Raw genomic sequence first — 23,816 nt, 5'->3', positions numbered from 1 at the left:
TTTCGTCCGCGCGACGGTCCGGTGGCCGTCCGGGACCGGCGAGGGAACCTGACTCGCCGGTAATCGTCGACCCATGCACAATGACTTACATGCCTGCCTCCAACCCAGCATCAGCATGGAAGTCTCTCAAAGAGGGTAACCAGCGTTTCGTCGCCGGCGCCCCCCTGCATCCCAGTCAGGGTATCGAGGACCGCACCAGACTCGCCGACGGCCAGAGCCCCCGCGCAATTCTGTTCGGTTGCGCGGACTCTCGCGTCGCCGCCGAGATCATCTTCGATCAGGGCCTCGGGGACATGTTCGTCGTGCGCACCGCCGGCCACACCGTCGACTCGTCCGTGCTCGGCTCGATCGAATACGGCGTAGCCGTGCTCGGTGCGCACCTCATCGTCGTCCTCGGACACGACAAGTGCGGCGCCGTCAGGGCCACCACGGACGCACTCGATTCCGGCGACATCCCCGGCGGCTACATCCGCGACGTCGTCGAACGCGTCACCCCGTCGGTCCTGTCGGCCAGGCGCGACGGCTACACCGACGTCGACGATTTCATGGCCCGCCACGTCGAGGAAACGGGCAACCTGCTCATGCAGCGCTCCCGAATCATCGCGGAGAAAGTCGAATCGGGTGATGCCGCCATCGTCGGATTGACCTACAAGTTGTCCGAGGGAAGTGCGCGATTGCGAGAGGTCATCGGCGACATCGGCGAGAAGCCCTGACGTAAATACCCAGGTCCGACGCGACACGCCGTATGTGCTTGCGGGATGGCTGAGCTACCGCCAATTACGGTAGTTCTGTGTTGCAACCAACCGGGCCGCTGCCTCCCGAAATCTATTGGCGTCGTCGCGCACTCGCCATCGGTGCTGCCGTCGTCGTGCTCGGTTTGATCGTGTGGTTCATCAGCTCGCTCGGTGGCGGTGAGGACGATCAGCAGACCCAACCGGCGGGCGTCGTGTCGAGCGCAAGCCCATCGACCACGGCCCCGTCGTCGACGAGTTCTCAGCAGCAGGCGTCCGCATCGGACGGCGGCTCGGGTGGGTCCGGCGGTTCGGGAGGATCCGGTGGCTCCGGCGGCGGCGCTCCCGCGTCGTCGGGAGCCTCGGGAACCTCCGCTGCTCCCGCTGCGGATCTCCCGGTGGCCTCCAACCAGTGCGCGGATCAGAGTCTCGCGATCAAGGCGACGCCGGACAAGGCGACGTACCGAGTCGGCGAAGAGCCAGGATTCACCGTCGTCATCACCAACATCAGCTCGACGGAATGCCAACGTGACGTCGGTGCCGGTCTGCAGCAGGCTCTGGTGTTCACCCTCGACGATCAGCGAATCTGGTCCAACACCGACTGCTTCCCGGACGCCCAGTCGGACCTGCGGTCCTTCAAGCCGGGTGAGCAGGCAGGGTTCACGGTCAAGTGGTCGGGAACCAACTCGGTTCCCGGTTGCGGTGAAGAACGCGTCCCCGTCGGCGCCGGTTCCTACAAGGTGATCGCCCAGCTCGGTGAACTGCGCAGCTCGCCGGAACCGTTCAACATCACCACCTAGACGTCAGTCGAACGGCCCCGCGATGGACGATTCGGCCAGGCGCGACAGGCCTTCTCGGATGTGCCGGGCCCAGAGGCCGCCGATGCCCTCGACCGATTGCAGGTCGGCGGCGGTGGCCGCGAGAAGCCCCTGCAGAGTGCCGAAGGATGCGACCAGACGGTGGATCTGGCTGAACTGCAGACGCGGTACCCGCGTCAGTACCCGGTAGCCGCGCGGGCTCATCGGAGTGTCGAGGGCCTCGATCGTCGCGGGATAGCCGAACGCACGCGCCAACGTCGTCAGGTCGAGAAGGTCGACGTCGGTCAGCTTGTCCAGAGCGCCGAGCGCACGCTCGACCGCTGCCGTGCCCGCAGGTTCCGTGCCTGCCAGGTAGTCCCGGACGACGAGTTGACGGTCGATGTCGTTGTCGCCGAGCAGCTCCTCCAGCTGCAGCGCCAATTGCCTTCCGTCCGTGCCGAGTTCGAGAACGTTCTGTTCGATCTCCACCGACACGCGTCGCACCATCTCGAGCCGCTGCGCGACGGTCAACGCGTCCCGCAGGGTCACGAAATCCTCGATCTCGACGACCGACAGTTGCCGGGTGTTGTCGTCGAGACGCGCTTTGTAGCGTTCGAGAGTCGCGACGGCCTGGTTGGCGCGCGATTGAATCGTCGCGGAACCTTCGACGACATGCCGGATACCGGCGACGTAGACGCTGACGATGCTCATCGACTGGCTGACGGAGACGACCGGGTAGCCGGTCTGCATCGCGGTCCGTTCCGCTGCGCGGTGCCGCGTACCGGATTCCACGGTGGGGATCTTGTGGTCGGGCACCAGCTGAACGTTGGACCGCACGATCCGCTTGCCGTCGGTCGACAACACGACGGCGCCGTCCATCTTCGACAGTTCTCGCAGTCTCGTCGGGGCGAACTCGACGTCCAGCTCGAATCCGCCGTCGCAGATGGCTTCCACTTCGTCGTCGTAGCCGAGCACGATCAACCCGCCGGTACGGCCTCGCAGGATGCGCTCGAGCCCGTCACGGAGAGCAGTGCCGGGGGCAAGGCGGGCAATGGTCTCCCGGAGAACAGGGGACGTCGGCTCGCCGCGTGTCGAGTCGGTCATGCTCATCCCCTCGTCGATGTCGGCGTTCACGGATGCAGGGGTGGTGCGTGTCCTGCAGGAAAGAGGTTACGTGAGCGGGAGTGGAGCCCGCGGAATGACCCGATTATGCGGGAGTGGAGCCCGCGGAATGACCCGAATTTGCGTGCTGACTAGCGAGAGCGGGGACGGACGGAGGTCAGGGCGTCGGCGAGGTTGGTGACTGTTCTGACTTTCATTCCGGCGGGCATCGGGTCGTCGTGTGGAGGGGTGATGGCGTGGGTGAAGCCGAGGCGTGCCGCTTCGGCGAGTCTTCTGCCGAGGCCGGACACGCGGCGGATCTCGCCTGCGAGGCCGACTTCGCCCAGGATGACGAGGCCGGGATCGAGTGGCACGTTGTTGACGCCGGATGCGACGGCGGCGGCGAGGGCCAGGTCCACGGCGGGTTCGGTGGTTTTCATACCTCCGACGGTGGCGGCGTAGACCTCGCACTTGGCGATCTTGAGGCCGCAGTGTTTCTCGAGGACCGCGAGGATCATTGCGACGCGGGCGGAGTCGAGGCCGCTGACGGCCCGTCTCGGTGACGGCATGTGTGTCTCGACGACGAGTGCCTGCAGTTCGGCGAGCAGGGGGCGCTTGCCGTCCATGGTGACGGTGACCGCCGTGCCTGCGACGGATTCCGTCCGGTGGTGCAGGAACAGCCCGGATGGGTCGGAGATGCCGACGATGCCCGTCTCGCGCAGTTCGAAACAGCCGACCTCGTCGGATGCGCCGAATCTGTTCTTGACGCCTCGGATCATCCGCAGGGTGGAGTGTTTGTCGCCTTCGAAGTGGAGGACGACGTCGACGAGGTGTTCGAGGGACCTCGGTCCGGCCACCGCGCCGTCCTTCGTGACGTGACCGATGAGCAGTACCGCGACTCCGGTCGTCTTGGCGAGCGAGGTCAGTGCACTGGTGATGGCGCGTACCTGGGTGACGCCGCCGATGACTCCGTCGACGTCGGCGGCGAGCATCGTCTGCACCGAGTCGACGATGAGCAGGCTGGGCTTGACCTGCTCCACGTGCCCGAACACCGTGGCAAGGTCCGATTCGGCGGCAAGGAACACACGCTCGTGGACAGCCCCGGTGCGGTCGGCACGCAGACGTACCTGCCCGGCGGACTCCTCACCCGTGACGTACAGAGCGCGTCTGTCCTCACCCGTCCGTGCCCACCGATGGACGACCTCGAGGAGCAGCGTCGATTTTCCGACGCCCGGCTCGCCCGCGAGAAGTACGACGGATCCGGGGACCAGGCCGCCACCGAGAACCCGGTCGAACTCGCTGATGCCGGTGGAATTGGCCTGGGACGTCGTGCTGCTGATCTGGGTGATCGCGGCAGCGGGCGACGTCGGGATCATCGGCGCGAGCGTCGACCGTGTGTTCCCGGCCCCGAGGCCGGACGCGCCTGCTCGGGTGGCGACGGGTGCGAGGACCGTGGCCTCGTCCATCGAACCCCAGCTACCGCACTCCGGGCAGCGCCCCACCCATTTGGCGACGGTGTGATGGCAGGCCGAACAGCGGTAGTTGGACTTCAGTTTGGCCACGGGAGAAGACTAGAGGTGACCACCGACATCGAATGCGTCGAAGATCAGTTGTTCCCGTCCGCGCCTTCTTCGACCTCGGTCTCGACGACGCTCTGCTCGGCTTCCGCAGCTTCGCCGTGCAGCTCCGCCTCAACGGGGGACTTCTCGGAGATGTTGCGCTCGAGGACCTGACCGGCGTCGACGGGAACGAGAAGCTCCACGTCGCCCGCGTCTTCGAAGGTGAAGGTGATCGGAACGGTCAAGCCCGGACGAACTTCCTCGCCGATGCCGTTGAGCTCGACGACGATGAACTGGAGCGGAATGTCGGGGTTGGTGGCCTCGTTGTCCACGGGCGTACCGGCGCCGAGTGCAGTCAGCGGTGCGATCTCGGTTCCACCCGGCTCTTCGCCGACGGTGATCGACGACGCCGCTGTCGTGGAGATGCGCGTCAGAGTGTCTGCGTTTGCGGGGCTGTTGTTGACGGCGATGAATCCGAGCTCCACCTTGCCGCCTGCCTCGATCGAGTACTCCTCGGTCTGCGGGTAGACGACGTGGACGTTGCGCAGCGAGATGTCACCGATGTCGGCGGAGTTTCCGTTGACGGCGGACACCTGCGTCGCCGTCTGCGAGATCTGGCCTGCGCCGCACGCGGACAGTGCGAGTACACCGCCGGCTGCGAGGGCGACAACGGCTGCCAGTCGCTTTCCGGGGCGTACCGCAGGCTCCAGGCTGGTACTGGTCTTCGGGTTCGCGGTCGCAGCAATGAACGCAGTCACTTCGTCGTCCTCCAGGTGTGGCCGGTGTCGATGGCGCGGGCGAGGCGGCTGCGTCGTTCAGCCGATTCGTCGGTCCACTAGGCAGAGTAGTAGTCAGCCCGCGGCGATGGATCGCTGGGGCGCGAACACGCTGTCCGATTGCCGACTTCTCGGCGTGTCGGCGGGGTGTCGATTGCATGCTCGGAGGGGTGAGAAAGCGCTGCTCCGTGTCGTCTGCGCCACACGGAGGAGGGATGCGAATCGGGGGTCGAGACCGGAGCCCGCGGGGCGACTCGAGAGGTCGGCACTGCACGTCCAGGCGCCCATGTCAACCCCTGCCGCGTCGGCTCCGTGCCCCTGACCTGCGCCGTTGATCCGGGCGCGTGGTAAACTGGGAAAATCGAAAGGGGCACGGGACACATGATTTTCAAGGTCGGAGACACCGTCGTTTACCCCCATCACGGAGCGGCGCTGATCGAAGCGATAGAAACCCGCACCATCAAGGGTGAACCGAAAGAGTACCTAGTTCTCAAAGTAGCTCAGGGCGATCTCACCGTTCGAGTTCCTGCAGACAACGCCGAATATGTCGGCGTTCGCGACGTAGTAGGACAAGAAGGACTGGACAAGGTGTTCCAGGTTCTTCGTGCGCCGCACACCGAAGAGCCCACCAACTGGTCCCGTCGATACAAGGCGAACCTCGAGAAGCTTGCTTCGGGCGACGTCAACAAGGTTGCCGAGGTAGTTCGCGACCTCTGGCGGCGTGAGCAGGACCGTGGATTGTCCGCAGGCGAGAAGCGCATGCTGGCCAAGGCCCGTCAGATCCTCGTCGGAGAATTGGCTCTGGCCGAGGGAACCGACCAGGCCAAGGCGGACACCATGCTGGACGAAGTACTCGCCGCAGCATCCTGATCACCAGCGACACCACGGTGACAGGATCCACCTCGGGTTCCGTCGTCGCACTCGTTCCGGCGGCGGGGCAGGGCCTGCGTCTTCAGCAGGGTCTGCCCAAAGCCTTCGTGACAGTCGGTGGCACCACACTTCTTCGACGCTCGGTCGACGGCCTGATCGCATCGGGATCCGTCGACCGAATCGTCGTGATGGTGCCGGAGGAACTCGTCGAGCACACACGTGACCTGTTCGCCGACGTCACCGTCGTTGCCGGTGCAGCAGAACGAACCGACACCGTCGCCGTCGGACTGAAAGCAGCCGAGGGCGCGGACATCGTTCTCGTCCACGACGCGGCCCGCGCACTGACCCCTGCGTCGCTGATCGCGCGCGTCGTGGCGGAAGTCCGAGCCGGCCGGGGCGCCGTCGTACCCGCACTGCCGGTAGCCGACACCATCAAGACCGTCGACCTCATGGGCGCGGTTCTGGGCACCCCCGAACGCAGCGGGTTGCGCGCGATACAGACGCCGCAGGGATTCCGCGCCGACCTTCTGCACCGCGCCTACGCGGAAGTTTCGAGCATCGCCACCGACGACGCAGGCCTGGTGGAACGTCTGGGCGAAACCGTCCACACCATCGTCGGCGACGCACTTGCCTTCAAGATCACCACTCCGCACGACCTTCTTCTTGCGGAAGCCATCGTCGGGCGGGAGAACTCATGAGAGTCGGGATCGGTACCGACGTCCACCCCATCGCGAAAGGCCGACCGTGCTGGCTGGCGGGCCTCGAATTCGCCGATGCCGACGGTCTGGACGGGCACTCCGACGGTGACGTCGCATCGCACGCGCTGTGCGATGCACTGCTGTCCGCGGCTGGACTCGGTGACCTGGGTTCGGTGTTCGGCACCGGCCGCCCGGAATGGGACGGCGTCAGCGGGGCTGCGATGCTGACCGAGGTCCGACGATTGCTGACGGAGAACGGGTTCTCCATCGGTAACGCTGCCGTACAGATCATCGGCAACAGGCCCAAGATCGGCCCGCGGCGCGCGGAGGCACAGGAAGTGTTGTCCGCGGTGCTGGGGGCGCCCGTGTCGGTATCGGCGACCACCACCGACGGTTTGGGATTGACCGGCCGCGGCGAGGGAATCGCCGCCGTCGCGACCGCACTTGTCGTGAGCGAGTAAATGCACCGGTAGGATTGCTGGTCGTGACCCTTCACCTATACGACACCGAGACGAGGGCCCTGCGGGAATTCTCCCCCTTGGTCCCTGGCCATGCTTCGGTGTACCTGTGTGGGGCAACGGTTCAGGGTGAACCGCACATCGGCCACGTTCGTAGCGGCGTCGCGTTCGACGTCCTGCGTCGCTGGCTGTCGGCGCACGACTACGACGTCGCTTTCATTCGCAACGTCACCGACATCGACGACAAGATTCTGAACAAGGCACGCGACGCGGGGCGCCCGTGGTGGGAGTGGGCCGCGACGTTCGAGCGGTCCTTCACGTGGGCGTACGACAAACTGGGTGTGCTTCCGCCGTCGGCGGAACCGCGCGCGACCGGGCACATCACGCAGATGGTGGAACTGATCGAGCGACTGATCGCATCCGGTCACGCTTACGCTGCCGACGGTGACGTCTACTTCGACGTCGTCAGCTTCCCCGACTACGGCGCGCTGTCCGGCCACAAGCTCGACGACGTCCACCAGGGCGAAAGCGTCGGCGCAGGCAAGCGGGATCCTCGCGATTTCACGCTGTGGAAGGCCGCCAAACCCGGTGAGCCGTCGTGGCCGACGCCGTGGGGCCGCGGTCGCCCCGGTTGGCACCTCGAATGCTCCGCGATGTGCGAGGCGTACCTCGGATCCGATTTCGACATCCATTGCGGCGGTCTGGATCTGGTGTTCCCACACCACGAGAACGAGCGTGCCCAGAGCAAAGCCGCCGGTGACGGCTTCAGTCGGTACTGGCTGCACAACGGGTGGGTGACGATGGGCGGCGAGAAGATGTCCAAATCGCTCGGCAACGTGCTGTCGGTACCCAACGTGCTCAAAAGTATTCGGCCGCAAGAGCTTCGGTACTACCTCGGCAGCGCGCACTACCGCTCGATGCTCGAGTACTCGGACAACGCCTTGCAGACAGCGGCGGTCACGTACCGAGGCATCGAAGGATTCGTCAAACGGACCGTCGAACGCGCGGGCGATGTTCCACTCGGGACGTGGACCGAGGACTTCGCCGCGGCACTGAACGACGACCTCGGCGTACCCAAGGCTTTGGCCGCCGTCCATGCGACGGTCAAGGCAGGCAACAGCGCCCTCGAAAGCGGCGACCTCCTGGGCGCCGTCGAGCAGGCCTCGAAAGTGCGGGCCATGCTGTCGATTCTCGGCGTGGACCCGCTCGACGCACACTGGTCGTCGGAGGCAAGCGACAACGACGCTGTCGTCGGTGCGCTCGGTGTGCTCGTCGACGCAGAGTTGCAGCGTCGCGCGCAGGCGAAGATCGACAAGGACTGGCCGACGGCGGACGCGATACGCGACCGCCTTGCCAAGGCCGGCATAGATGTGACAGATACCCCGAGCGGGCCGGAATGGACCGTCGGGGACACGAGCAGTAACGACGAAGCAGGGCAGTGATGGCAGGCAATTCCAGTAGGCGCGGCGCAGTACGCAAGTCAGGCACCAAGAAGGGGCAGGTCGCCGGATCCGGTGGCAACCGTCGCCGGGGCCTCGAAGGGCGTGGCGCGACCCCTCCGGCCGAGGCCAGGACCAAACATCCGGCGTCGCGCAGGGCGAAGCTGGCGGACAAAGCCGCCCAGAACAGCGGCGGCAGGAACGGCGGCACTCGCCAGGGTGGTGGACGCGTCGCCAGTCGCAAGAACGACGACGGTCCCGAGGTCGTTCTCGGTCGCAACCCCGTCGTCGAATGCCTCCGCGCCGGCGTCCCCGCCACAGCACTGTGGGTGGCCGTCGGAACGGACAGCGACGAACGACTGAAGGAAAGCGTTCAGCGTGCAGCCGACGCCGGCATCTCCATCCTCGAGGTGCCGCGGTCGGACCTGGACAAGCTGAGCGCCAACGGTCTGCATCAGGGTCTGGCCCTGCAGGTGCCGCCGTACCGCTACGCACACCCCGACGACCTCATCGGCAACGCTCGCGCTCAGCAGGAGCCCGCACTGCTGGTTGCCCTCGACAACATCACCGACCCGCGAAACCTCGGTGCTGTCGTCCGGTCCGTTGCCGCGTTCGGAGGCCACGGCGTCGTCATTCCGCAGCGCCGAAGTGCAAGCGTGTCCGCCGTCGCGTGGCGCACCAGCGCCGGTGCCGCCGCTCGCCTACCCGTCGCCCGCGCAACCAACCTGACGCGAACGCTCAAGGACTGGCAGACCAAGGGCGTCACCATTGTCGGCCTCGACGCCGAGGGTGACACCACGCTCGACAACTTCGACGCCAGTGGCCCCGTCGCCATCGTCGTCGGCTCCGAGGGCAAGGGCCTGTCCCGTCTCGTCCGCGAGACGTGCGATTCCATCCTGTCCATTCCGATGGCCGGACCGGTGGAGTCCTTGAACGCCTCCGTCGCGGCCGGAGTCGTGCTGGCCGACATCGCACGGCAGCGCAGGCTCTGACCACACGGCTCCGAATCAGCTGGTAGGTTAGGCACACCTTAGAGAGGGTGTGTCGAATGATGTCGAAGAAGTCACGGCTGTACGCCGGTGTCGCGACGGCCGGACTGTTGCTCGGATCGGTCGCATGTTCGTCGGAGTCCGCTCCCGATACGGCGAGCGACACCAGATCCGTCGTCCACAAGCTGGGTACCACCGAGGTACCCGTGGACCCGGAGCGCATCGTCACGGTCGGGTACTCCGATCAGGACACCCTGCTCGCGTTCGGTGAGGTCCCGGTCGGCGTCACCGACTGGTACGGCGACTATCCGGACGCGACGTGGCCGTGGGCGCAGGATGCCCTCGGCGACGCCCACCCCGAGGTGTTGAACCGGGGCCAGTTCACCGGTGCGGCCAACATCGATTTCGAGGGCATAGCGAAGCTCGAACCGGACCTGATCATGGCGCAGTACATCGACGTGAGCACCGACGCGTACGCCAGGCTTTCGGAGATCGCACCTACGGTGACGGGTTCGCCCGACTATCCGGATTTCGGTATGCCGTGGCAGGAAAGCGTGCGTCTCGTCGGCGACACGCTGGGCGAGGCCGACAGAGCTGCAGAGCTCGTCCAGAGCGTCGACGCCGAACTCGGCGAGCAGCGCGAGGCCCACCCCGAATTCGAAGGAAAGACAGTAGCGGTGGTCGAATCGGGTGAGCCCGGTTCGTTCTGGGTGCGGTCACCCAACGATCAGCGGTCCCGCCTGCTCACTTCGCTCGGATTCGTCATCCCGCAGCAGATCACGGACCTTGCAGGGGATCTCGATGCATTCGAGATCAGCACGGAACAACTCGGGATGCTCGACCTCGACGTTCTGGTGTGGAACACCGGGGGCACCGAAGGCACGAGCGACCGAATCAGAGCGACACCCACGTATCAGGTGCTGAACGTGGCCAAGGACGGACGGGACGTTTTCGTCGACGACCCCATCGTCTCCGGCGCCCTCACATGGGGCAGCGTCCTGAGTCTGCCGTTCGCGATCGACGCGCTCGTCCCAGAGTTGGCGGCTGCTGCGTCGAAGTGACGCGCAGGCCGAGGCATCTATCGAGGACCGAAGCGCACCGAGTCGCCCGGCCGTAGCTGCCCCAGCCGCGATAGGTCGGCGTCGCGCACCACGCCGATCACCGGGTAACCGCCGGTGACGGGGTGGTCGGCCAGGAAGACGACGGGTTTGCCGTCCGGAGGCACCTGTAGAGCTCCGATCACCATTCCCTCGCTGGGCAGTTCAGTGGAGTCGGTGCGCACCAGTGCGGTGGCGCTTTCGAGGCGTACGCCGACACGATCGGCGTCGGCGGTGACGGTCCATTCCTGCTCGAACAGTGCCGACGGATTGTCGAACCAGTCCGCACGTGGACCCGGCACGATCCCGATCGGCCCGGATGATGTGACTTGCGGCGCCAGTTCTGTTGCGGGCCAATCGGATACGTCGTCGCCGACCGCGAGGATGGTGCCTGCCTCGAGCGGCGGGGGTCCCAGGCCGGACATCGTGTCCGTCGACCGGCTGCCCAGAACCTTCGGGACGTCGACGCCGCCGCGCACGGCCAGATAGGTTCGAAGGCCCGACGTCGGTGTGCCCAGGCTCAATTCGTCGCCGTCGTTCAGAATCAGCGTGCACTCCATGCCGTCGGCGATGCCGCCGACCGTCACCGGGCACTCCGCACCGACGACGGCGACGACCACCTGTCCACGCGCCCGAACGCGGAGGCCACCGAAGGTCGCTTCGAGGGTTGCGGCGTCGACGGTGTTTCCGACGAGTCGATTCGCGGCGTCGTGTGCAGCCCGGTCCGCGGCGCCCGACCAACCGACGCCGATCCCGGAATGCCCGGGACGACCGCGGTCCTGGACGGTGCACAGGGGGCCCGGGGTGAGAACCTCGAGGGATTTCATCGTTGTTCGAACCGAACTGTGACGCCCGGCCGGAGCAGTGCCGGTGGATCACGTTCCACGTCCCACAGCACGGCATCGGTCCGGCCGATGAGCTGCCAACCACCCGGTGAACTGCGTGGATACACTCCGGAGAATTCACCGGCGAGCCCGACGGACCCGGCGGGCACCGTCGTACGCGGTGTTGTTCTCCGTGGCACGGTCAAGCGGTCGTCCTGACCGACGAGATAGCCGAATCCCGGTGCGAAGCCGCCGAATGCGACCGTCCACGTCTGCTCGGTGTGCGCCCGGACGACCTCGGCGACCGTCAGGCCGGTGGCCTCGGCGACGTCGCTCAGGTCCTCACCGTCGTAGGTGACGGCTACGACGACGGTGTCGGTGTCGTCCTCGACTTCCTGCGCGGACGGTTCGGTGCTGCGAACCCAGGCGAGTACGGCGTCTCGATTTCCGTTGTGCCGAACCAGAACTGTCCGTGTGGCCGGGACGAGGTCGACCACCGAGTCGATCCGCGATGCCGCCAACGACCGGTAGTTCGCCATGGCGTCGGCGAGATCTGCGTATTCGACGAGCACTGCCCGGTCTCCGGCGTCGCGGACGAACATCAGACGAACGCGGTGATGTCGATGTCGTTGTCGGACAGTATGTTCTGTACGGCCACGGCCATCTCGACGGCGCCGGGAGAGTCCCCGTGGACGCACACCGATTCCGCGTCGATCCGTACGGTCGACCCGTCGATCGCTTCGATCGTGCCCTCCTGCACCAGGCGCAGAACTCGCCTCGCCACCTCGGTGGGATCGGACAGGACCGCATCGGCTTCCCGCCGGGACACCAGTTCTCCCGACGGTGTGTAGGCGCGGTCCGCGAACGCTTCGCTCACCGTACGAAGGCCGGCCTGGCTCGCTTCCTCGAGGAACACCGAGCCGGGAAGCCCCAGAACCGGAAGCGCGGGATCGTAGGTGCGGACGGCATCGACGACGGCGCGGGCCTGCTCGCGATGGCCGACGATCGCGTTGTACAGCGCACCGTGCGGCTTGACGTACGAGACAGCGGAACCCGCGGCACGAGCGAGACCGTCCAGGGCGCCGATCTGATACAGCACGTCCGCAGTCAGGTCGGCCGGTTCCATGTCGACGAAACGCCTGCCGAAGCCCGCGAGATCGCGATACCCGACCTGAGCGCCGATACGAACTGCATTGTCGACAGCAGCCCGGCACGTCGCCAGAATCGTCGTCGGATCACCCGCGTGAAACCCGCACGCGACATTCGCGCTCGTGACGAGGGTCAGCATGGCGTCGTCGTCGCCGAGCTTCCACGTGCCGAAGCTTTCGCCGAGGTCGGAATTCAAATCGATGGAAGGCATCGTCGACGATTCTATGCGGCCCGAGGTGACCGAACGGCACATTCGCTCCGAGGTGCGCGGGCGACCCCAGTGCACACAAGTCGGGTCCGCAGGGCCGGATGTGACCCCAGGAGGCGATTCGTGTGCACTCAGGACCGGTGAAACCGGATCAGACGAGCACACGCCCCGAGTTGGACTTCCTCCGCGAACCGACGGCCCGGCAGACGAGGTAGATGACGAACGAGATGGTGGTGACGAACGTCGAGACGGGAACGCCGGGAGCGAGCGACAGCAGGATTCCGCCCACCGCTGCGGTCTCGGCGAACACGATCGACAGGATCGTCGCCTTCAACGGGCTCGCGGTGACGCGGGCAGCGGCGGCGGCGGGCGTGATCAGCAGCGACAGCACCAGGAGTGCTCCGACGATCTGGACGCCCAGAGCACAGGCAACACCGACGAGCACCGCGAACACGACCGACAGTGCGCGCACCGGGACGCCACGGGCCAGGGCGACCTCCGGGTCGGTGCTGGCGAACAGCAACGGGCGATAGACGACGGCCAACACGATCAGCACGACGACGGCGCAGATCAGCAGCAACTGCAGGCCGCTCTGCCCGACGCCGACGATCTGGCCGATGAGGAGCGAGAAGCTCGTTCCGGTTCGTCCTGGGTAGAGCCAGATGAAGAGGACCGACAATCCGAGACCGAAGGACATGATGACGCCGATGACGGAGTCGCGGTCGCGTGCCTTGGATCCCAGTAGCGCGAACATCACGGCGGCGACGACGGATCCCACGATGGCACCGAGCCCGACGGTGATGCCCACCAGCAGTGCCGCCGATGCGCCCGTCAAGGACAGTTCGCTCGAGCCGTGGACTGCGAACGCCCATTGCCTGCTGACGATGAGTGGTCCCAGTGCTCCGGCGAGGAGTCCGAGGATCGCGGCGGCGATGAGCGCTTGCTGGACGAAGTCGTATCCGAGCAGGTTGGCGGTGGAACTGAAATCGAGCATCTTGGAGAAGGCGTCGACGACTTTCTCGTTCATGAGACGTCCTCGGTCGGGGGGTGGTGCGCACCTGCGGTGCCGAGTGCGTCGATGGAGTCGCCGGTTCCGACCACGACGAGGCGTCCGCGGACTCGGAGGACCTCGACCTCGGTCCCGTAGAGCTCGGAGAGAACTTCGGTGGTCATGACCGTCGACGGCGATCCGATGCGGAACTTGCCGTCGACGATGTAAACGATTCGATCGACGAGGGGGAGGATCGGGTTGATCTCGTGGGTGACGAACAGGACGGCGGTGTCGTGCTCGCGGCGTCGGCGATCGATCAGTTCGGACACGAGGCGTTGGTTGGCAAGGTCGAGGCTGAGCAGTGGCTCGTCGCACAGCAGCACCGACGGATCGCCGACGAGTGCCTGCGCGATGCGGAGCCGTTGCTGCTCGCCACCGGACATCGTTCCGACGGGTGCTCCGGCGAACGCGTTCGCGTCGACCTGGTCGATGGCGGCCTGGACGATGCGCTTGCGCTCACGCATTCCGCGGAAGCCGAGGCCCCACCGGTGCCCGTCCCATCCGAGGCCGACGAGGTCGCGTCCGCGGAGCGGCAGGCCGTCGTCGATGCTGCGTTGCTGGGGGACGTATCCGACGCCGGACTGGCCCCGCCGGACGGGTGAGCCGCCGATGGTCGCCGTGCCCGACGTCAGCTGGTTCTGGCCTAGCAACACCTTGAGCAGGGAGGTTTTCCCCGACCCGTTGGGGCCGAGGATCGCCACGAATTCTCCTGGCTCGACCTCGAGGTCGAGGTTCTGCCACAACGTGCGGTCACCGAACGACAGCCCGGCGTCGCGCAGTTCTACAGCAGACATGGGTTACAGCTTTCCAGCACCTGGGTGGTCAGGCCCACTCAGGATGCACTGAGTGCGGCTTGCAGATCCTCGGCAGCCTTGGTCTGCCACTGGATGTACGTCTGGCCTTCCGGCAAGGTCTCGGTGACCTCGACGACAGGAATGTTCGCGGCCTCGGCCGTGGAACGGATGTCCTGGGTGACTGCGTCCTGGGTCTGGATGTTGTAGATCAGAACGTCGACGCTGTTCGAGGTGAAGAGGTCACGTGTCGCGGCGATGGACGCGGGGGACGGGTCGTTGCCCTCCTCGATGGCGTCCTTGAAGTCCTCCGGTGTGCGATCGTCGAGGCTCGACTCCTCGATCAGGTAGTGCGCGATCGGTTCGGTCTGTGCGACAGGTGCATTGGGGTGATCGGCCGCGATCTTCGCGGTCACGTCGGTGATGGCGTGGACCTGCTCGTGGAACGACTCGGCGTTCGCGGTGTACTGCGCCGCGTTGTCCGGATCCAGCTGTCCGAGCTTCTCGGCGATGGATTCTGCTGTGGCAGCGGCAACTTCGGCGTTGTACCAGACGTGCTCGTTGACCTCGCCGTGGCTGTGGCCGTGCTCGTCCTCGGTGGCAGCCTCTCCGGCGGCGGGCTCGTCCTCGTGGGTGCCCTCGCCTTCGTGACCGTGTTCTTCTCCGAGGAGGTCGAAGGCGTTGACGCTCGGGACGTTCTTGCCCTCGGAGGACAGGATGTCGTCGATGAATTCGTCGTATCCGCCGCCGTTGTAGACGACCAGGGAGGCCTCGGCGACCTTGGCTGCGTCACCGGGGGACGCCTCGTAGGAGTGGGGATCGGCCGATGGGTCCGCGATGATGGAGTCGACGGTGGCGAGGTCGCCTGCGACGGCTTCGGCGACGCTGCCCCACACGTTGGTCGACGCCACGATGGTGACGGGGCCGTCGACGGCGGTCGCGGGGGCGGAGTCGGTGGAGGCGGTGGACTGCGTGTCGGAGCTGCAGGCGCTGAGCGCGAGGGCCGCTGCACAGGACAGGCCGACGAGGGTGGTGGCGGTGCGACGCATGGGGGCACTCCTTCGGAGTGAAGAATCAGATGCAATTGGAAACGGTTACCGTTGTATTCTAGCTTCGCGCACGTCAGCGATCGAATCGGGCAAACACGGCCCGATTTTCGCTGCGACCCGGTATGCGACTAACGTCCGAGTATGTCCAGGTCGAGGGAGCCGCGTCGCCCGGCCACATTGGCGTCCATCGCCGCCGAACTGAAGGTGTCACGCACCACGGTGTCGAACGCCTACAACCGCCCCGATCAACTGTCACCTGAGCTGCGGGAACGCGTGCTGATGGCAGCCAAACGTCGCGGATACGCCGGGCCCGATCCCGTGGCACGGTCGCTGCGTACCCGGAAAGCCGGGGCTGTCGGTCTGGTTCTTACCGAGGCGCTGAGCTACTCGTTCCGCGACCCGGCCGCCATGGCGTTCCTCGCCGGCCTCGCGGAATCGTGCGAAGCCGCCGGGCAAGGCCTGCTGCTGATTCCCGCAGGCCCGGACCGAGACGACACCGCCGCCGCGGCTGTCGTCCAACAGGCAGGGGTCGACGCCTTCGTCGTCTACTCCGTCGCCGACGACGACCCCTATCTCCTGGCCGTCCGCGAACGGCACCTGCCCATCGTCATCTGCGACCAACCACGAGGCGTCCCCGAAGCCGCACTGGTCGCCATCGACGACCGCGCCGCGATGAAACTCATCGCCGACCAGGTCATCGCCCTCGGGCACAAGCACATCGCGGTGCTGTGCATGCGCCTCGGACGGGACCGACGCGACGGCGTCGTACCCCCGGTGCGGCTGGCCAACAGTCACTTCCACGTCCAGCGTGAGCGTATCGCCGGAGTCCAGGACGCGATGCGGGAAGCCGGACTCGACCCGGACGCTCTGACCGTCGTCGAACGTTTCGAGCACACACGACGGTCCGGCCACTCGGCGGCAGCCCAAGCGCTGCAAGCGAATCGAGACACCACCGCGCTGCTGTGCACCACCGACGTCCTTGCACTGGGAGCGCTGAACTTCGCGAAGGTCACCGGCATCGACGTCCCCGGCGAACTCACCGTCACCGGATTCGACGGCGTCGAGGACGCCATCCGAGAGAACGTGACGACGGTTCGTCAGGACGCCGAGGAGAAGGGTCGACGCGCAGGCACATTGCTGACGTCGACCGCGCGCTCCGGCGTCGTGACCGCCGAATTCCTGCCGACCGAATTGGTCAAGGGACGTACTGCGGGTGCTCCCCCCACCGCGTGAGCGGCGGGGGTGTTCAGCTGAGCAACGCCGCGCACCTGAGCAGTCCGAGGTGGCTGTAGGCCTGCGGGTGGTTACCCAGTGACCGCTCCGCGACGGGATCGTATTCCTCGCTGAGCAGTCCGGTGGGTCCTGCCGCGCTGACCAGCTGCGCGAACAGGGCTTCCGCTTCGGCGCGCTGCCCGACGAGCAGGTAAGCCTCGACGAGCCAGGCTGCACAGAGGTGGAACCCGCCTTCGCCGCCGGGCAAACCGTCGTCGTGGTGGTACCGGTAGACGGTCGATCCACTGCGCAGTTCGGCTTCGGTAGCGGTGACGGTTGCGGCGAACCGCGGGTCCGAGGGATCGATCAGGCCGGACAGGCCGATGTGCAGCGTGGCGGCGTCGAGGTCCGTGCCGTCGTACGCCGCGGTGTAGGACTGGACCTCGTCGTTCCACCCCTGCTCGAGAACCTCGGCGCGAATCGTCGAACGCAGTGTCTCCCAAGTTGGTTCGGCAGTGCGGCCGAAGCTCGCGGCGAGGGTCAGCGCCCGGTCCACCGTCAACCAGCCCATGACTTTCGAGTAGACGTGGTGGCGAGGATTGCCGCGGATCTCCCAGATACCGTGATCGGGTTCGGTCCACCGCCGCATCACGGCCTCCACCATGGACCGGACCAGCGACCAATCGTCCTCGGACAGGGCCTCTTTCCCTTCCAGCCCTGTCGCCTGACGCGCGTGCGCGAGCGACGAGATGAGGTCGACGATCGGCCCGAAGACGTCGAGCTGAACCTGCTGGTTCGCGGCGTTTCCGACGCGCACCGGCCGCGAGCCGGCGTACCCGGGTAGTTCGTCGATGACGGCTTCCGGTGGGAGTCCCAGACCCCAGATGGTGTACAGCGGATGCAGACGTTCCGGTCCCGGAACCGATTGCAGCACACCGTGAATCCAAGACAGGTAGCTTTCCGCCTCGGCGGTGGAACCGACGTTGACCAGCGCCGAGGCGGTGAGGGCGGCGTCGCGTAGCCAGCAGTAGCGGTAGTCCCAGTTCCTGACGCCGCCGATTTCCTCGGGCAGTGACGTGGTGGCGGCCGCCATGATGGAACCCGACTCCGCGTGAACGAGGCCGCGCAGTGTCAGGGCGGATCGCTTCATCAGATCTCGTTTGAGCGGCGGAAGAGCCAGTCCGTCGACCCACTCCTTCCAGTACGCCTCGGCCTGCCGACGTCGCTCGACCTCGGGTACTTCCGACGGTCCGAGATCCTCTGTTCCCAAACGCAATTCGAGAACGACCGGGCCGCTCGACGGATCCACCTCGGCATGAGCGGTTTGCTGGGTGCCGTCGGACACGACGTTCCACCGCACTCCGGGGCTTCGCAAGACCATCGGGTCGGCCGTGCCGTGAATGCGGAGGCCGTCGGCTTCGGGTTCGAGTTGCACTCGGACCTTGCCGAACTCGGGGCGAGGCGCAAACGTCACGACCGCCGCGGCTTTTCCGGTGATCACGCGTGTCACACACGTCTGACCGGTGGGCACGTCGTGCGGAAGGTAGTCGGTGACCTGGAGGCTCGACCACTTGGTCTGCACGGTCATCGTGCCGTCGACGTACTGCTGGCTCAGCGGTAGAGCCGTACGCGTCGGGCCGACGCTGAAATGGCCCGCTTCGTCGCCGCCGAGAAGGTGCGCGAAGACGGCAGCGGCATCGGGCTCCGGATGGCACAGCCAGGTGAGGTCCGCGTCGGGAGTCACCAGGGCGACGGCATTGGGGCTGGCCAGCATCGTCAGCCGTTCGATACGAGGCGCGTCGGCTCCCGAGAGCCACTGGCGTCGTTCCTCGAGCAAGAACGCCAAGGCCAGCGCAACCTGCTGCGTGGAGTCGATCCGGAACTCGGCCGAACTGTCGCCTGCACCGACCTTGACGCCGATGTCCGGACCGTGGAGGCGAGCGAAGGCCTTCTCGTCGGTGACGTCGTCGCCGAAGAAGACCGCTGCGGTCGCGCCTTCCTGGTGCCGGAGGATGTCCAGGGCGACGCCCTTGTCGGTGACGATGACAGCGAGTTCGATCACCGACTTGCCTTCGGTGACCTGCACTCCGTCACGGCGGGCGACGCCCTCGCGCACGGCGTTCAACGCCCGTTCCGCGTCGACGGGCTCGGCGTTGCGTACGTGCAGCGCAGCGCTCGCCGGCTTGACCTCCACTCCGACGCCGGGGAATCGGCCGGCGATCGACTCCATCTCGGCGGAGATGTCACCGAGCAGCTTCTTGGCCTTGTCGTCGATCGCGTGGATGAAACCGATGTCGAACTCACTGCCGTGGCTTCCGACGAGCTGAACTTCGGCGGGCAACCGGGACAGTGTTGCCAGGTCACGTAGTGCGCGGCCGGAGATGACCGCCGCGGTGGTACCGGCGAGCGTCGCGAGCCCGCGCATGGCGCTGACGGCCTCTGCGTGGGGAAACGCCTTCAGCGGATCGGACACGATGGGAGCCATCGTGCCGTCGTAGTCCGAGGTGACGAGGAGGCGAGGGGTCCGGGCGACGCCGATGAGAGCGCGTCGGAGTTCCAGTGGCAGTTCCAGAGCAGTCACTCGAATGAATCTATGCGATAGCCGCGGAACCGGCTCACCGGTCCCCTCACGTCACATCGACGCTTCGGCGTTTCCGAGGAGCAGGTCGACGGTCAATTCCAGCCTCATCGCAACATCGTTCGCCGACGATCGTCGCGTCAACCACGCCACCAGATTGGACAACCAGACGTCGCTGACGACACGAGCGATGTTGAGCTGCAACTGTGTCGGCTCACCGTCGCTCATCGCCTCGGCGAACATTCGGTCCATCAATCGACCCACATGATCGACCTCGGCGGCCGCGGAGGCGTCGGCCGACATGAATGCTCGGGTCATGGCTTCGGTGAGCAACGGATCACGCTGCATCGCACGTGTGATCTGACTCAGGACCAGATGCATGCGTTCCCGCGGGGTCCGGCCGGACGGGAACGTGCGTTTCGCGGCGATCTTCTCGAACTCGCGGGCAAGCGCGGACACGAGCAGGTGCACTTTCGACGGGAAATAGCGGTACAACGTTCCGACAGCCACGTCGGCACGTTCGGCGACCGCACGCATCTGCACCGCGTCGTACCCGCCCTTCGATGCCAGCGCGAGAGTCGAGTCCAGGATTCGTCGGCGACGTTCACGCTGCGCCTCGGAACCGAGGACCTCGTCCACCAGGGCGCCCGCGGATCGCGGTGACTCGTCACGGCCCTGGCCGGTGCGTCGAGCAGTGGGCATCGTGTCACTCACCCCGTGCAGTCGCGGACATCGCGGCGGCGGACTCGGTGACGATCTCGAGCATGGCCTGCTCCGCGGCGGCCGCGTCCCCGGCCTGGATCGACGACGCGACGACGCCGTGGAGACGAATCGCTTCCGGATCGGCCTGGTGCGGCATCAACGCGTGCCGTGTCCGACCGGCGAGTACCTCGACGACGATCTCCGACATCGAGCGCAACATCGGATTGCCCGACGCCGCGAGCAACGTGCGGTGAAAATCGGAGTCGTGAGCGAGATAGGCGTCGGAATTCGCGGCGCGAGAGGTGGCCGACATGCCGATCACCGCCGCGGTCAACTGGCCGCACTGCTGCGGGGTCGCACGATCAGCGGCCAGGCGAGCAGCCAAAGGCTCTATGCCGGAACGAAGTTCACTGAGAACGATCAGCTGCTTCGCGCGATCGGGGCCCGCCAGTTGCCACCGGATCACCAGCGGATCGAGTGCGTTCCACGCCGTCGACTCCTGCACGGTGATGCCTACCTTGCGTCTGACGGTCAGGAGCCCGAGCGACTCCAGCACGCGGACGACCTCGCGCACCACGGTCCGCGAGACCTCGAAGCGGGCAGCCACGTCGTCGGCGGAAATCCGGGTACCCGGGACGATCGTTCCGTCGACGATGTCGCGTCCCAGTTTCTCCAGGACGGTGACGTGCAACTGCAAGGATTCGGCTACCACTTCTCGATCGTGCCACGTGTGCGCCGGGTTCTCTTCCCGCTACTGTGACGGGCGGGAGGGATGTCCAATGACTGCAGACAGAGTCGACGTGCGTTTTCCGTCCGGGGGTATCGAGTGCGCCGCCTGGTTCTACCAGGGGGCTGCCGGTGCACCGGTGGTGGTCATGGGGCACGGCCTCGGCGGCGTCAAGGAGATGAGACTCGACGCCTTCGCGGAGAAGTTCGCGGCCCAGGGATATTCGTGCCTGGTGTTCGACTACCGGCACTTCGGCGGCAGCGACGGCGAGCCGCGTCAGCTGCTCGACATCGACGAACAGTTGGAAGACTGGGCAGCCGCCATCGCGTTCGCCCGCACCCGGGCCGAGAAGATCGTGCTCTGGGGCACGTCGTTCGGCGGCGGGCACGTGATCGTCGCGGCGGCGCGGGACGGTCACGTCGATGCGGTGATCTCCCAGTGCCCCTTCACCGACGGCATTGCATCGGCGCTTGCGACGAATCCACTGGTCGCGGTGCGTGTTACTGCTCGCGCTCTGCGCGACAAGCTCGGTTCTGCGCTCGGCCGAGCACCCCGAACGATCCCGCTCGCCGGCAAGCCGGGCGCGACGGCGCTGATGTCGTCCGAGGATGCGCTCGACGGTTACCTGGCGCTCCTTCCCAGCGGGGCGCCGTTCCGCAACGAGGTTCTCGCCAGGGTCGGGCTGGACATCCCACTGCGACGACCGGGGCGTCATGCGTCGAACGTCACGTGTCCGATCCTGTTCACGGTGTGCGAGACGGACACCGTCGCCCCGGCGAAAGCAACTCTCCGGCACGCTGCACGCGCGCCGCGCGGCGAGGTCATGAGCTATCCCGACGGGCACTTCGCCATCTACGTCGGCGACGCCTTCGAGCGCGTCGTCGCGGATCAGATCGCGTTCCTGCAGCGAGTGGTGCCCGTCTAGCTATTTGTAGTACAAATCGGCCGAGGTCTTGTCATTCGTCGTACTTTTGGGCATAGTGAGCCGAGTCACCTCCCGGGGGAGGTGCCGACCACCTCACCGAAAAGGTAAATGCCCATGCTCACGACACTTGCTCAGGCCGCCGACGGCGCCACCGCGTCGGACGCTCGACTCATCCTGTCCGCGATCGTCGGCGTCGCGGTCATCATCGGTCTCATCACCTGGCTCAAACTCCACCCGTTCGTCTCCCTGACCATCGGAGCCGTCGGAGTCGGAATCGCCGCCGAACTCGGTGCAGCCGATTCGGTCGCAGCGTTCGTCGAGGGCTTCGGATCGACGATGGGCAGCGTCGGCATCCTCATCGGCTTCGGCGCGATGTTCGGAAAACTGCTCGCCGATTCCGGCGGAGCGGACCGCGTGGTCGACACACTCGTCGGGAAATCCTCGCCCGCGCTCCTTCCGTGGACGATGGCGCTCGTCGGCGCCGTGATCGGGCTTCCGATGTTCTTCGAGATCGGCCTCGTCCTGCTGATGCCGGTGATCATCCTGGTGGCCCGGCGGTCCGGTCAGCCTCTGATTCGAATCGCCATCCCGACGCTGGCAGGACTGTCCGCGATGCACGGTCTCGTGCCGCCGCACCCGGGCCCGCTCGTCGCCGTCTCCGCGCTGGACGCCAACCTCGGACTCACGCTCGGTCTCGGAGTGATCGTCGCGATCCCGACGGTCGTCGTCGCCGGACCGCTGTTCGGCAAGCTCGCGTCCAAGTGGGTCGACGTGCCGGTTCCCGCCCTGTTCGAAACATCCGAGAACGAGGAATCGCGCCGACGCCCGACATTCGCGGCGACCCTTGCTGCGATCCTGCTGCCCGTGGTCCTCATGCTCGGCAAGGCAGCGGCCGATGTCATTGCCGCAGAATCGAGTTCACCACTGAAGGGTCTGCTCGACTTCCTCGGCACACCCGTGGTCGCGCTGGGAATCGCCGTCCTCGCCGGAATCTTCCTCCTCGGCCGCGGAGGTGGAATGGACCGGCCCGCGATCGCGAAATCCCTCGAGAGCTCACTGCCCCCGATCGCCGGAATCCTCCTGATCGTCGGCGCCGGAGGCGGTTTCAAGCAAGTACTCATCGACACCGGAATCGCCGACGTCATCGCCGACGCCATCAAATCCAGCAGCCTCCCCGTTCTCTTCCTCGCCTGGTTGGTCGCGGTACTGATTCGCGTCGCGACCGGTTCGGCAACCGTGGCCACGGTGACCGCGTCGGGAATCCTGGCTCCTGTTGCAGCAGAACTGTCCTCGACCCACGTCTCCCTGATGGTCCTGGCCATCGGCGCAGGCTCACTCTTCCTGTCGCACGTCAACGACGCCGGATTCTGGTTGGTCAAGGAATATCTGGGTACCTCCGTCGTGCAGAATCTGAAGACATGGAGCGTGATGGAGTGCGTGATCTCGGTGACAGGCCTGGCCGGTGTCCTGGCGTTGAGTGTGGTGATCTGACATGACAACGCACCCGGTACTGGTGATCATGGGCGTATCCGGATCCGGAAAGTCCACCGTCGCAGGCATTCTCGCCGGAGCACTCAAATGGGACCTGCAGGAGGGCGACGACCTGCACCCCGACGCCAACGTCGCTAAAATGGCCTCGGGCCACCCACTCACCGACGAAGACCGATGGCCGTGGCTCGAGACCATCGCGGACTGGATCCGAGCGCACACAGAAGCAGGTGAGCCAGGAATCGTCACGTGCTCGGCACTCAAACGCAGCTACCGTGACGTCCTGCGGAAAGGTTCGGAGGGCAACGTCGTCTTCGTCCACCTCGCAGGCTCCCGCGAACGCATCAGCGGCAGACTCAACGCCCGCATGAACCACTTCATGCCCAGCGGCCTCCTCGACACCCAGATGTCCACCCTCGAACCCATCGACCCCGACGAACCGGCCATCGTCATCGACGTCGGCCCACCACCCGCCGACATCGCCGCCTCCATCATCGCCGAACTCGAGACCTACCTTCGGACCGAATGAACCGTTCGGTCACTCCAAGTGACCGAACGGCACATTCGCTCACTTCAAGTGACCGAACGTCACGTTCG

24 protein-coding genes are annotated in these 23,816 nt (G+C 66.1%); 12 read left to right on the top strand and 12 right to left on the bottom strand.

What is annotated here, in order from left to right; all coding sequences use genetic code 11:
* Positions 1–89: 89 nt before the first annotated feature.
* Together H292_RS0106745 and H292_RS0106740 are read left to right on the top strand one after the other, a co-directional pair.
* Positions 90–713 carry a carbonic anhydrase gene (locus tag H292_RS0106745; RefSeq protein WP_019663078.1) on the top strand — a complete coding sequence of 208 codons (624 nt, stop codon included), beginning with the start codon at positions 90–92 and terminating at the stop codon, positions 711–713.
* Between the two features lie 77 nt (positions 714–790).
* The gene (locus tag H292_RS0106740) at positions 791–1,531 is read left to right on the top strand and encodes a hypothetical protein (RefSeq protein WP_020110910.1); all 741 of its coding nucleotides are present in this window, start codon (positions 791–793) and stop codon (positions 1,529–1,531) included.
* A gap of 3 nt (positions 1,532–1,534) precedes the next feature.
* Here H292_RS0106740 and disA read toward each other — a convergent pair whose 3' ends face one another.
* The 3 genes from disA to H292_RS0106725 all read right to left on the bottom strand — a co-directional run bounded on the left by disA (position 1,535) and on the right by H292_RS0106725 (position 4,898).
* A complete protein-coding gene (gene disA / locus H292_RS0106735; protein WP_019663080.1) occupies positions 1,535–2,632 on the bottom strand; it encodes a DNA integrity scanning diadenylate cyclase DisA in 1,098 nt (365 codons plus the stop codon).
* A 149-nt stretch (positions 2,633–2,781) separates the two neighbouring features.
* Positions 2,782–4,191 (bottom strand): DNA repair protein RadA, encoded by a 1,410-nt coding sequence (gene radA / locus H292_RS0106730; protein ID WP_020110908.1) that lies wholly within the window; start codon positions 4,189–4,191, stop codon positions 2,782–2,784.
* A 44-nt stretch (positions 4,192–4,235) separates the two neighbouring features.
* Positions 4,236–4,898, bottom strand: coding sequence for a hypothetical protein (locus tag H292_RS0106725; protein ID WP_371828088.1), 663 nt, complete (start codon positions 4,896–4,898; stop codon positions 4,236–4,238).
* A 447-nt stretch (positions 4,899–5,345) separates the two neighbouring features.
* Between H292_RS0106725 and carD the strand changes: the two genes are divergently transcribed.
* Genes carD through H292_RS0106695 form a run of 6 tightly spaced genes read left to right on the top strand, consistent with a single transcriptional unit; the run spans position 5,346 to position 10,479 of the window.
* Positions 5,346–5,834, top strand: coding sequence for an RNA polymerase-binding transcription factor CarD (gene carD / locus H292_RS0106720; protein WP_019663083.1), 489 nt, complete (start codon positions 5,346–5,348; stop codon positions 5,832–5,834).
* A 17-nt stretch (positions 5,835–5,851) separates the two neighbouring features.
* Positions 5,852–6,532 (top strand): 2-C-methyl-D-erythritol 4-phosphate cytidylyltransferase, encoded by a 681-nt coding sequence (gene ispD, locus H292_RS0106715; protein ID WP_019663084.1) that lies wholly within the window; start codon positions 5,852–5,854, stop codon positions 6,530–6,532.
* The gene (gene ispF / locus H292_RS0106710; protein ID WP_019663085.1) at positions 6,529–6,993 is read left to right on the top strand and encodes a 2-C-methyl-D-erythritol 2,4-cyclodiphosphate synthase; all 465 of its coding nucleotides are present in this window, start codon (positions 6,529–6,531) and stop codon (positions 6,991–6,993) included. The genes ispD and ispF overlap by 4 nt, the downstream gene beginning before the upstream one ends.
* A 23-nt stretch (positions 6,994–7,016) precedes the next feature.
* Positions 7,017–8,432 (top strand): cysteine--tRNA ligase, encoded by a 1,416-nt coding sequence (cysS, locus tag H292_RS0106705; protein WP_027498655.1) that lies wholly within the window; start codon positions 7,017–7,019, stop codon positions 8,430–8,432.
* On the top strand, positions 8,432–9,421 hold the full coding sequence (gene rlmB / locus H292_RS0106700) for a 23S rRNA (guanosine(2251)-2'-O)-methyltransferase RlmB (protein WP_019663087.1): 990 nt from the start codon (positions 8,432–8,434) through the stop codon (positions 9,419–9,421). Before cysS ends, rlmB begins: the two co-directional genes overlap by 1 nt.
* Positions 9,422–9,477: 56 nt before the next feature.
* A complete protein-coding gene (locus tag H292_RS0106695; protein WP_026347425.1) occupies positions 9,478–10,479 on the top strand; it encodes an iron-siderophore ABC transporter substrate-binding protein in 1,002 nt (333 codons plus the stop codon).
* Between the two features lie 17 nt (positions 10,480–10,496).
* On the opposite strand, the gene H292_RS0106690 is transcribed toward H292_RS0106695, so the two are convergent.
* From H292_RS0106690 to H292_RS0106665, 6 genes are all read right to left on the bottom strand, one after another.
* Positions 10,497–11,342 carry a biotin-dependent carboxyltransferase family protein gene (locus tag H292_RS0106690; protein WP_019663089.1) on the bottom strand — a complete coding sequence of 282 codons (846 nt, stop codon included), beginning with the start codon at positions 11,340–11,342 and terminating at the stop codon, positions 10,497–10,499.
* Entirely contained in the window at positions 11,339–11,941 is a 603-nt protein-coding gene (locus H292_RS0106685) for a 5-oxoprolinase subunit B family protein (RefSeq protein WP_019663090.1), read from the bottom strand. The genes H292_RS0106690 and H292_RS0106685 overlap by 4 nt, the downstream gene beginning before the upstream one ends.
* A complete protein-coding gene (locus H292_RS0106680; RefSeq protein ID WP_019663091.1) occupies positions 11,941–12,699 on the bottom strand; it encodes a LamB/YcsF family protein in 759 nt (252 codons plus the stop codon). Before H292_RS0106680 ends, H292_RS0106685 begins: the two co-directional genes overlap by 1 nt.
* 148 nt (positions 12,700–12,847) lie before the next feature.
* Entirely contained in the window at positions 12,848–13,723 is an 876-nt protein-coding gene (locus tag H292_RS0106675; protein ID WP_020110905.1) for a metal ABC transporter permease, read from the bottom strand.
* Entirely contained in the window at positions 13,720–14,541 is an 822-nt protein-coding gene (locus H292_RS0106670) for a metal ABC transporter ATP-binding protein (protein WP_019663093.1), read from the bottom strand. The genes H292_RS0106675 and H292_RS0106670 overlap by 4 nt, the downstream gene beginning before the upstream one ends.
* A 38-nt stretch (positions 14,542–14,579) precedes the next feature.
* Positions 14,580–15,587 carry a metal ABC transporter solute-binding protein, Zn/Mn family gene (locus tag H292_RS0106665; RefSeq protein WP_019663094.1) on the bottom strand — a complete coding sequence of 336 codons (1,008 nt, stop codon included), beginning with the start codon at positions 15,585–15,587 and terminating at the stop codon, positions 14,580–14,582.
* Positions 15,588–15,728: 141 nt separating this feature from the next.
* Here H292_RS0106665 and H292_RS0106660 point away from each other — a divergent pair, with 141 nt between their 5' ends.
* Complete coding sequence (locus H292_RS0106660; protein ID WP_026347426.1) at positions 15,729–16,820, top strand: LacI family DNA-binding transcriptional regulator; 1,092 nt, start codon at positions 15,729–15,731, stop codon at positions 16,818–16,820.
* 13 nt (positions 16,821–16,833) lie between these two features.
* On the opposite strand, the gene otsB is transcribed toward H292_RS0106660, so the two are convergent.
* The 3 genes from otsB to H292_RS0106645 are packed head-to-tail and all read right to left on the bottom strand — an operon-like array spanning position 16,834 to position 20,791.
* Positions 16,834–19,380: a trehalose-phosphatase gene (gene otsB, locus H292_RS0106655; protein WP_019663096.1), complete on the bottom strand. Its 2,547-nt coding sequence runs from the start codon at positions 19,378–19,380 to the stop codon at positions 16,834–16,836.
* A 51-nt stretch (positions 19,381–19,431) separates the two neighbouring features.
* Positions 19,432–20,079, bottom strand: a complete 648-nt coding sequence (kstR, locus tag H292_RS0106650) for a cholesterol catabolism transcriptional regulator KstR (protein WP_026347427.1) — start codon at positions 20,077–20,079, stop codon at positions 19,432–19,434.
* A 4-nt stretch (positions 20,080–20,083) separates the two neighbouring features.
* Positions 20,084–20,791 (bottom strand): FadR/GntR family transcriptional regulator, encoded by a 708-nt coding sequence (locus H292_RS0106645; protein ID WP_019663098.1) that lies wholly within the window; start codon positions 20,789–20,791, stop codon positions 20,084–20,086.
* Positions 20,792–20,858: 67 nt separating this feature from the next.
* Between H292_RS0106645 and H292_RS0106640 the strand changes: the two genes are divergently transcribed.
* The 3 genes from H292_RS0106640 to H292_RS0106630 all read left to right on the top strand — a co-directional run bounded on the left by H292_RS0106640 (position 20,859) and on the right by H292_RS0106630 (position 23,748).
* Positions 20,859–21,731: an alpha/beta hydrolase gene (locus tag H292_RS0106640; RefSeq protein ID WP_020110903.1), complete on the top strand. Its 873-nt coding sequence runs from the start codon at positions 20,859–20,861 to the stop codon at positions 21,729–21,731.
* Positions 21,732–21,845: 114 nt separating this feature from the next.
* A complete protein-coding gene (locus H292_RS0106635; protein ID WP_019663100.1) occupies positions 21,846–23,222 on the top strand; it encodes a GntP family permease in 1,377 nt (458 codons plus the stop codon).
* Between the two features lies 1 nt (position 23,223).
* Positions 23,224–23,748, top strand: a complete 525-nt coding sequence (locus H292_RS0106630) for a gluconokinase (RefSeq protein ID WP_020110902.1) — start codon at positions 23,224–23,226, stop codon at positions 23,746–23,748.
* Positions 23,749–23,816 lie beyond the last annotated feature (68 nt).

It is taken from the genome of Rhodococcus sp. 114MFTsu3.1, from assembly GCF_000383555.1.
Taxonomy (GTDB): Bacteria; Actinomycetota; Actinomycetes; order Mycobacteriales; family Mycobacteriaceae; genus Rhodococcoides; species Rhodococcoides fascians_E.
The sequence above is the reverse complement of the archived record's forward strand: the minus strand, read 5'-3'. Positions and strand labels throughout refer to the sequence as shown.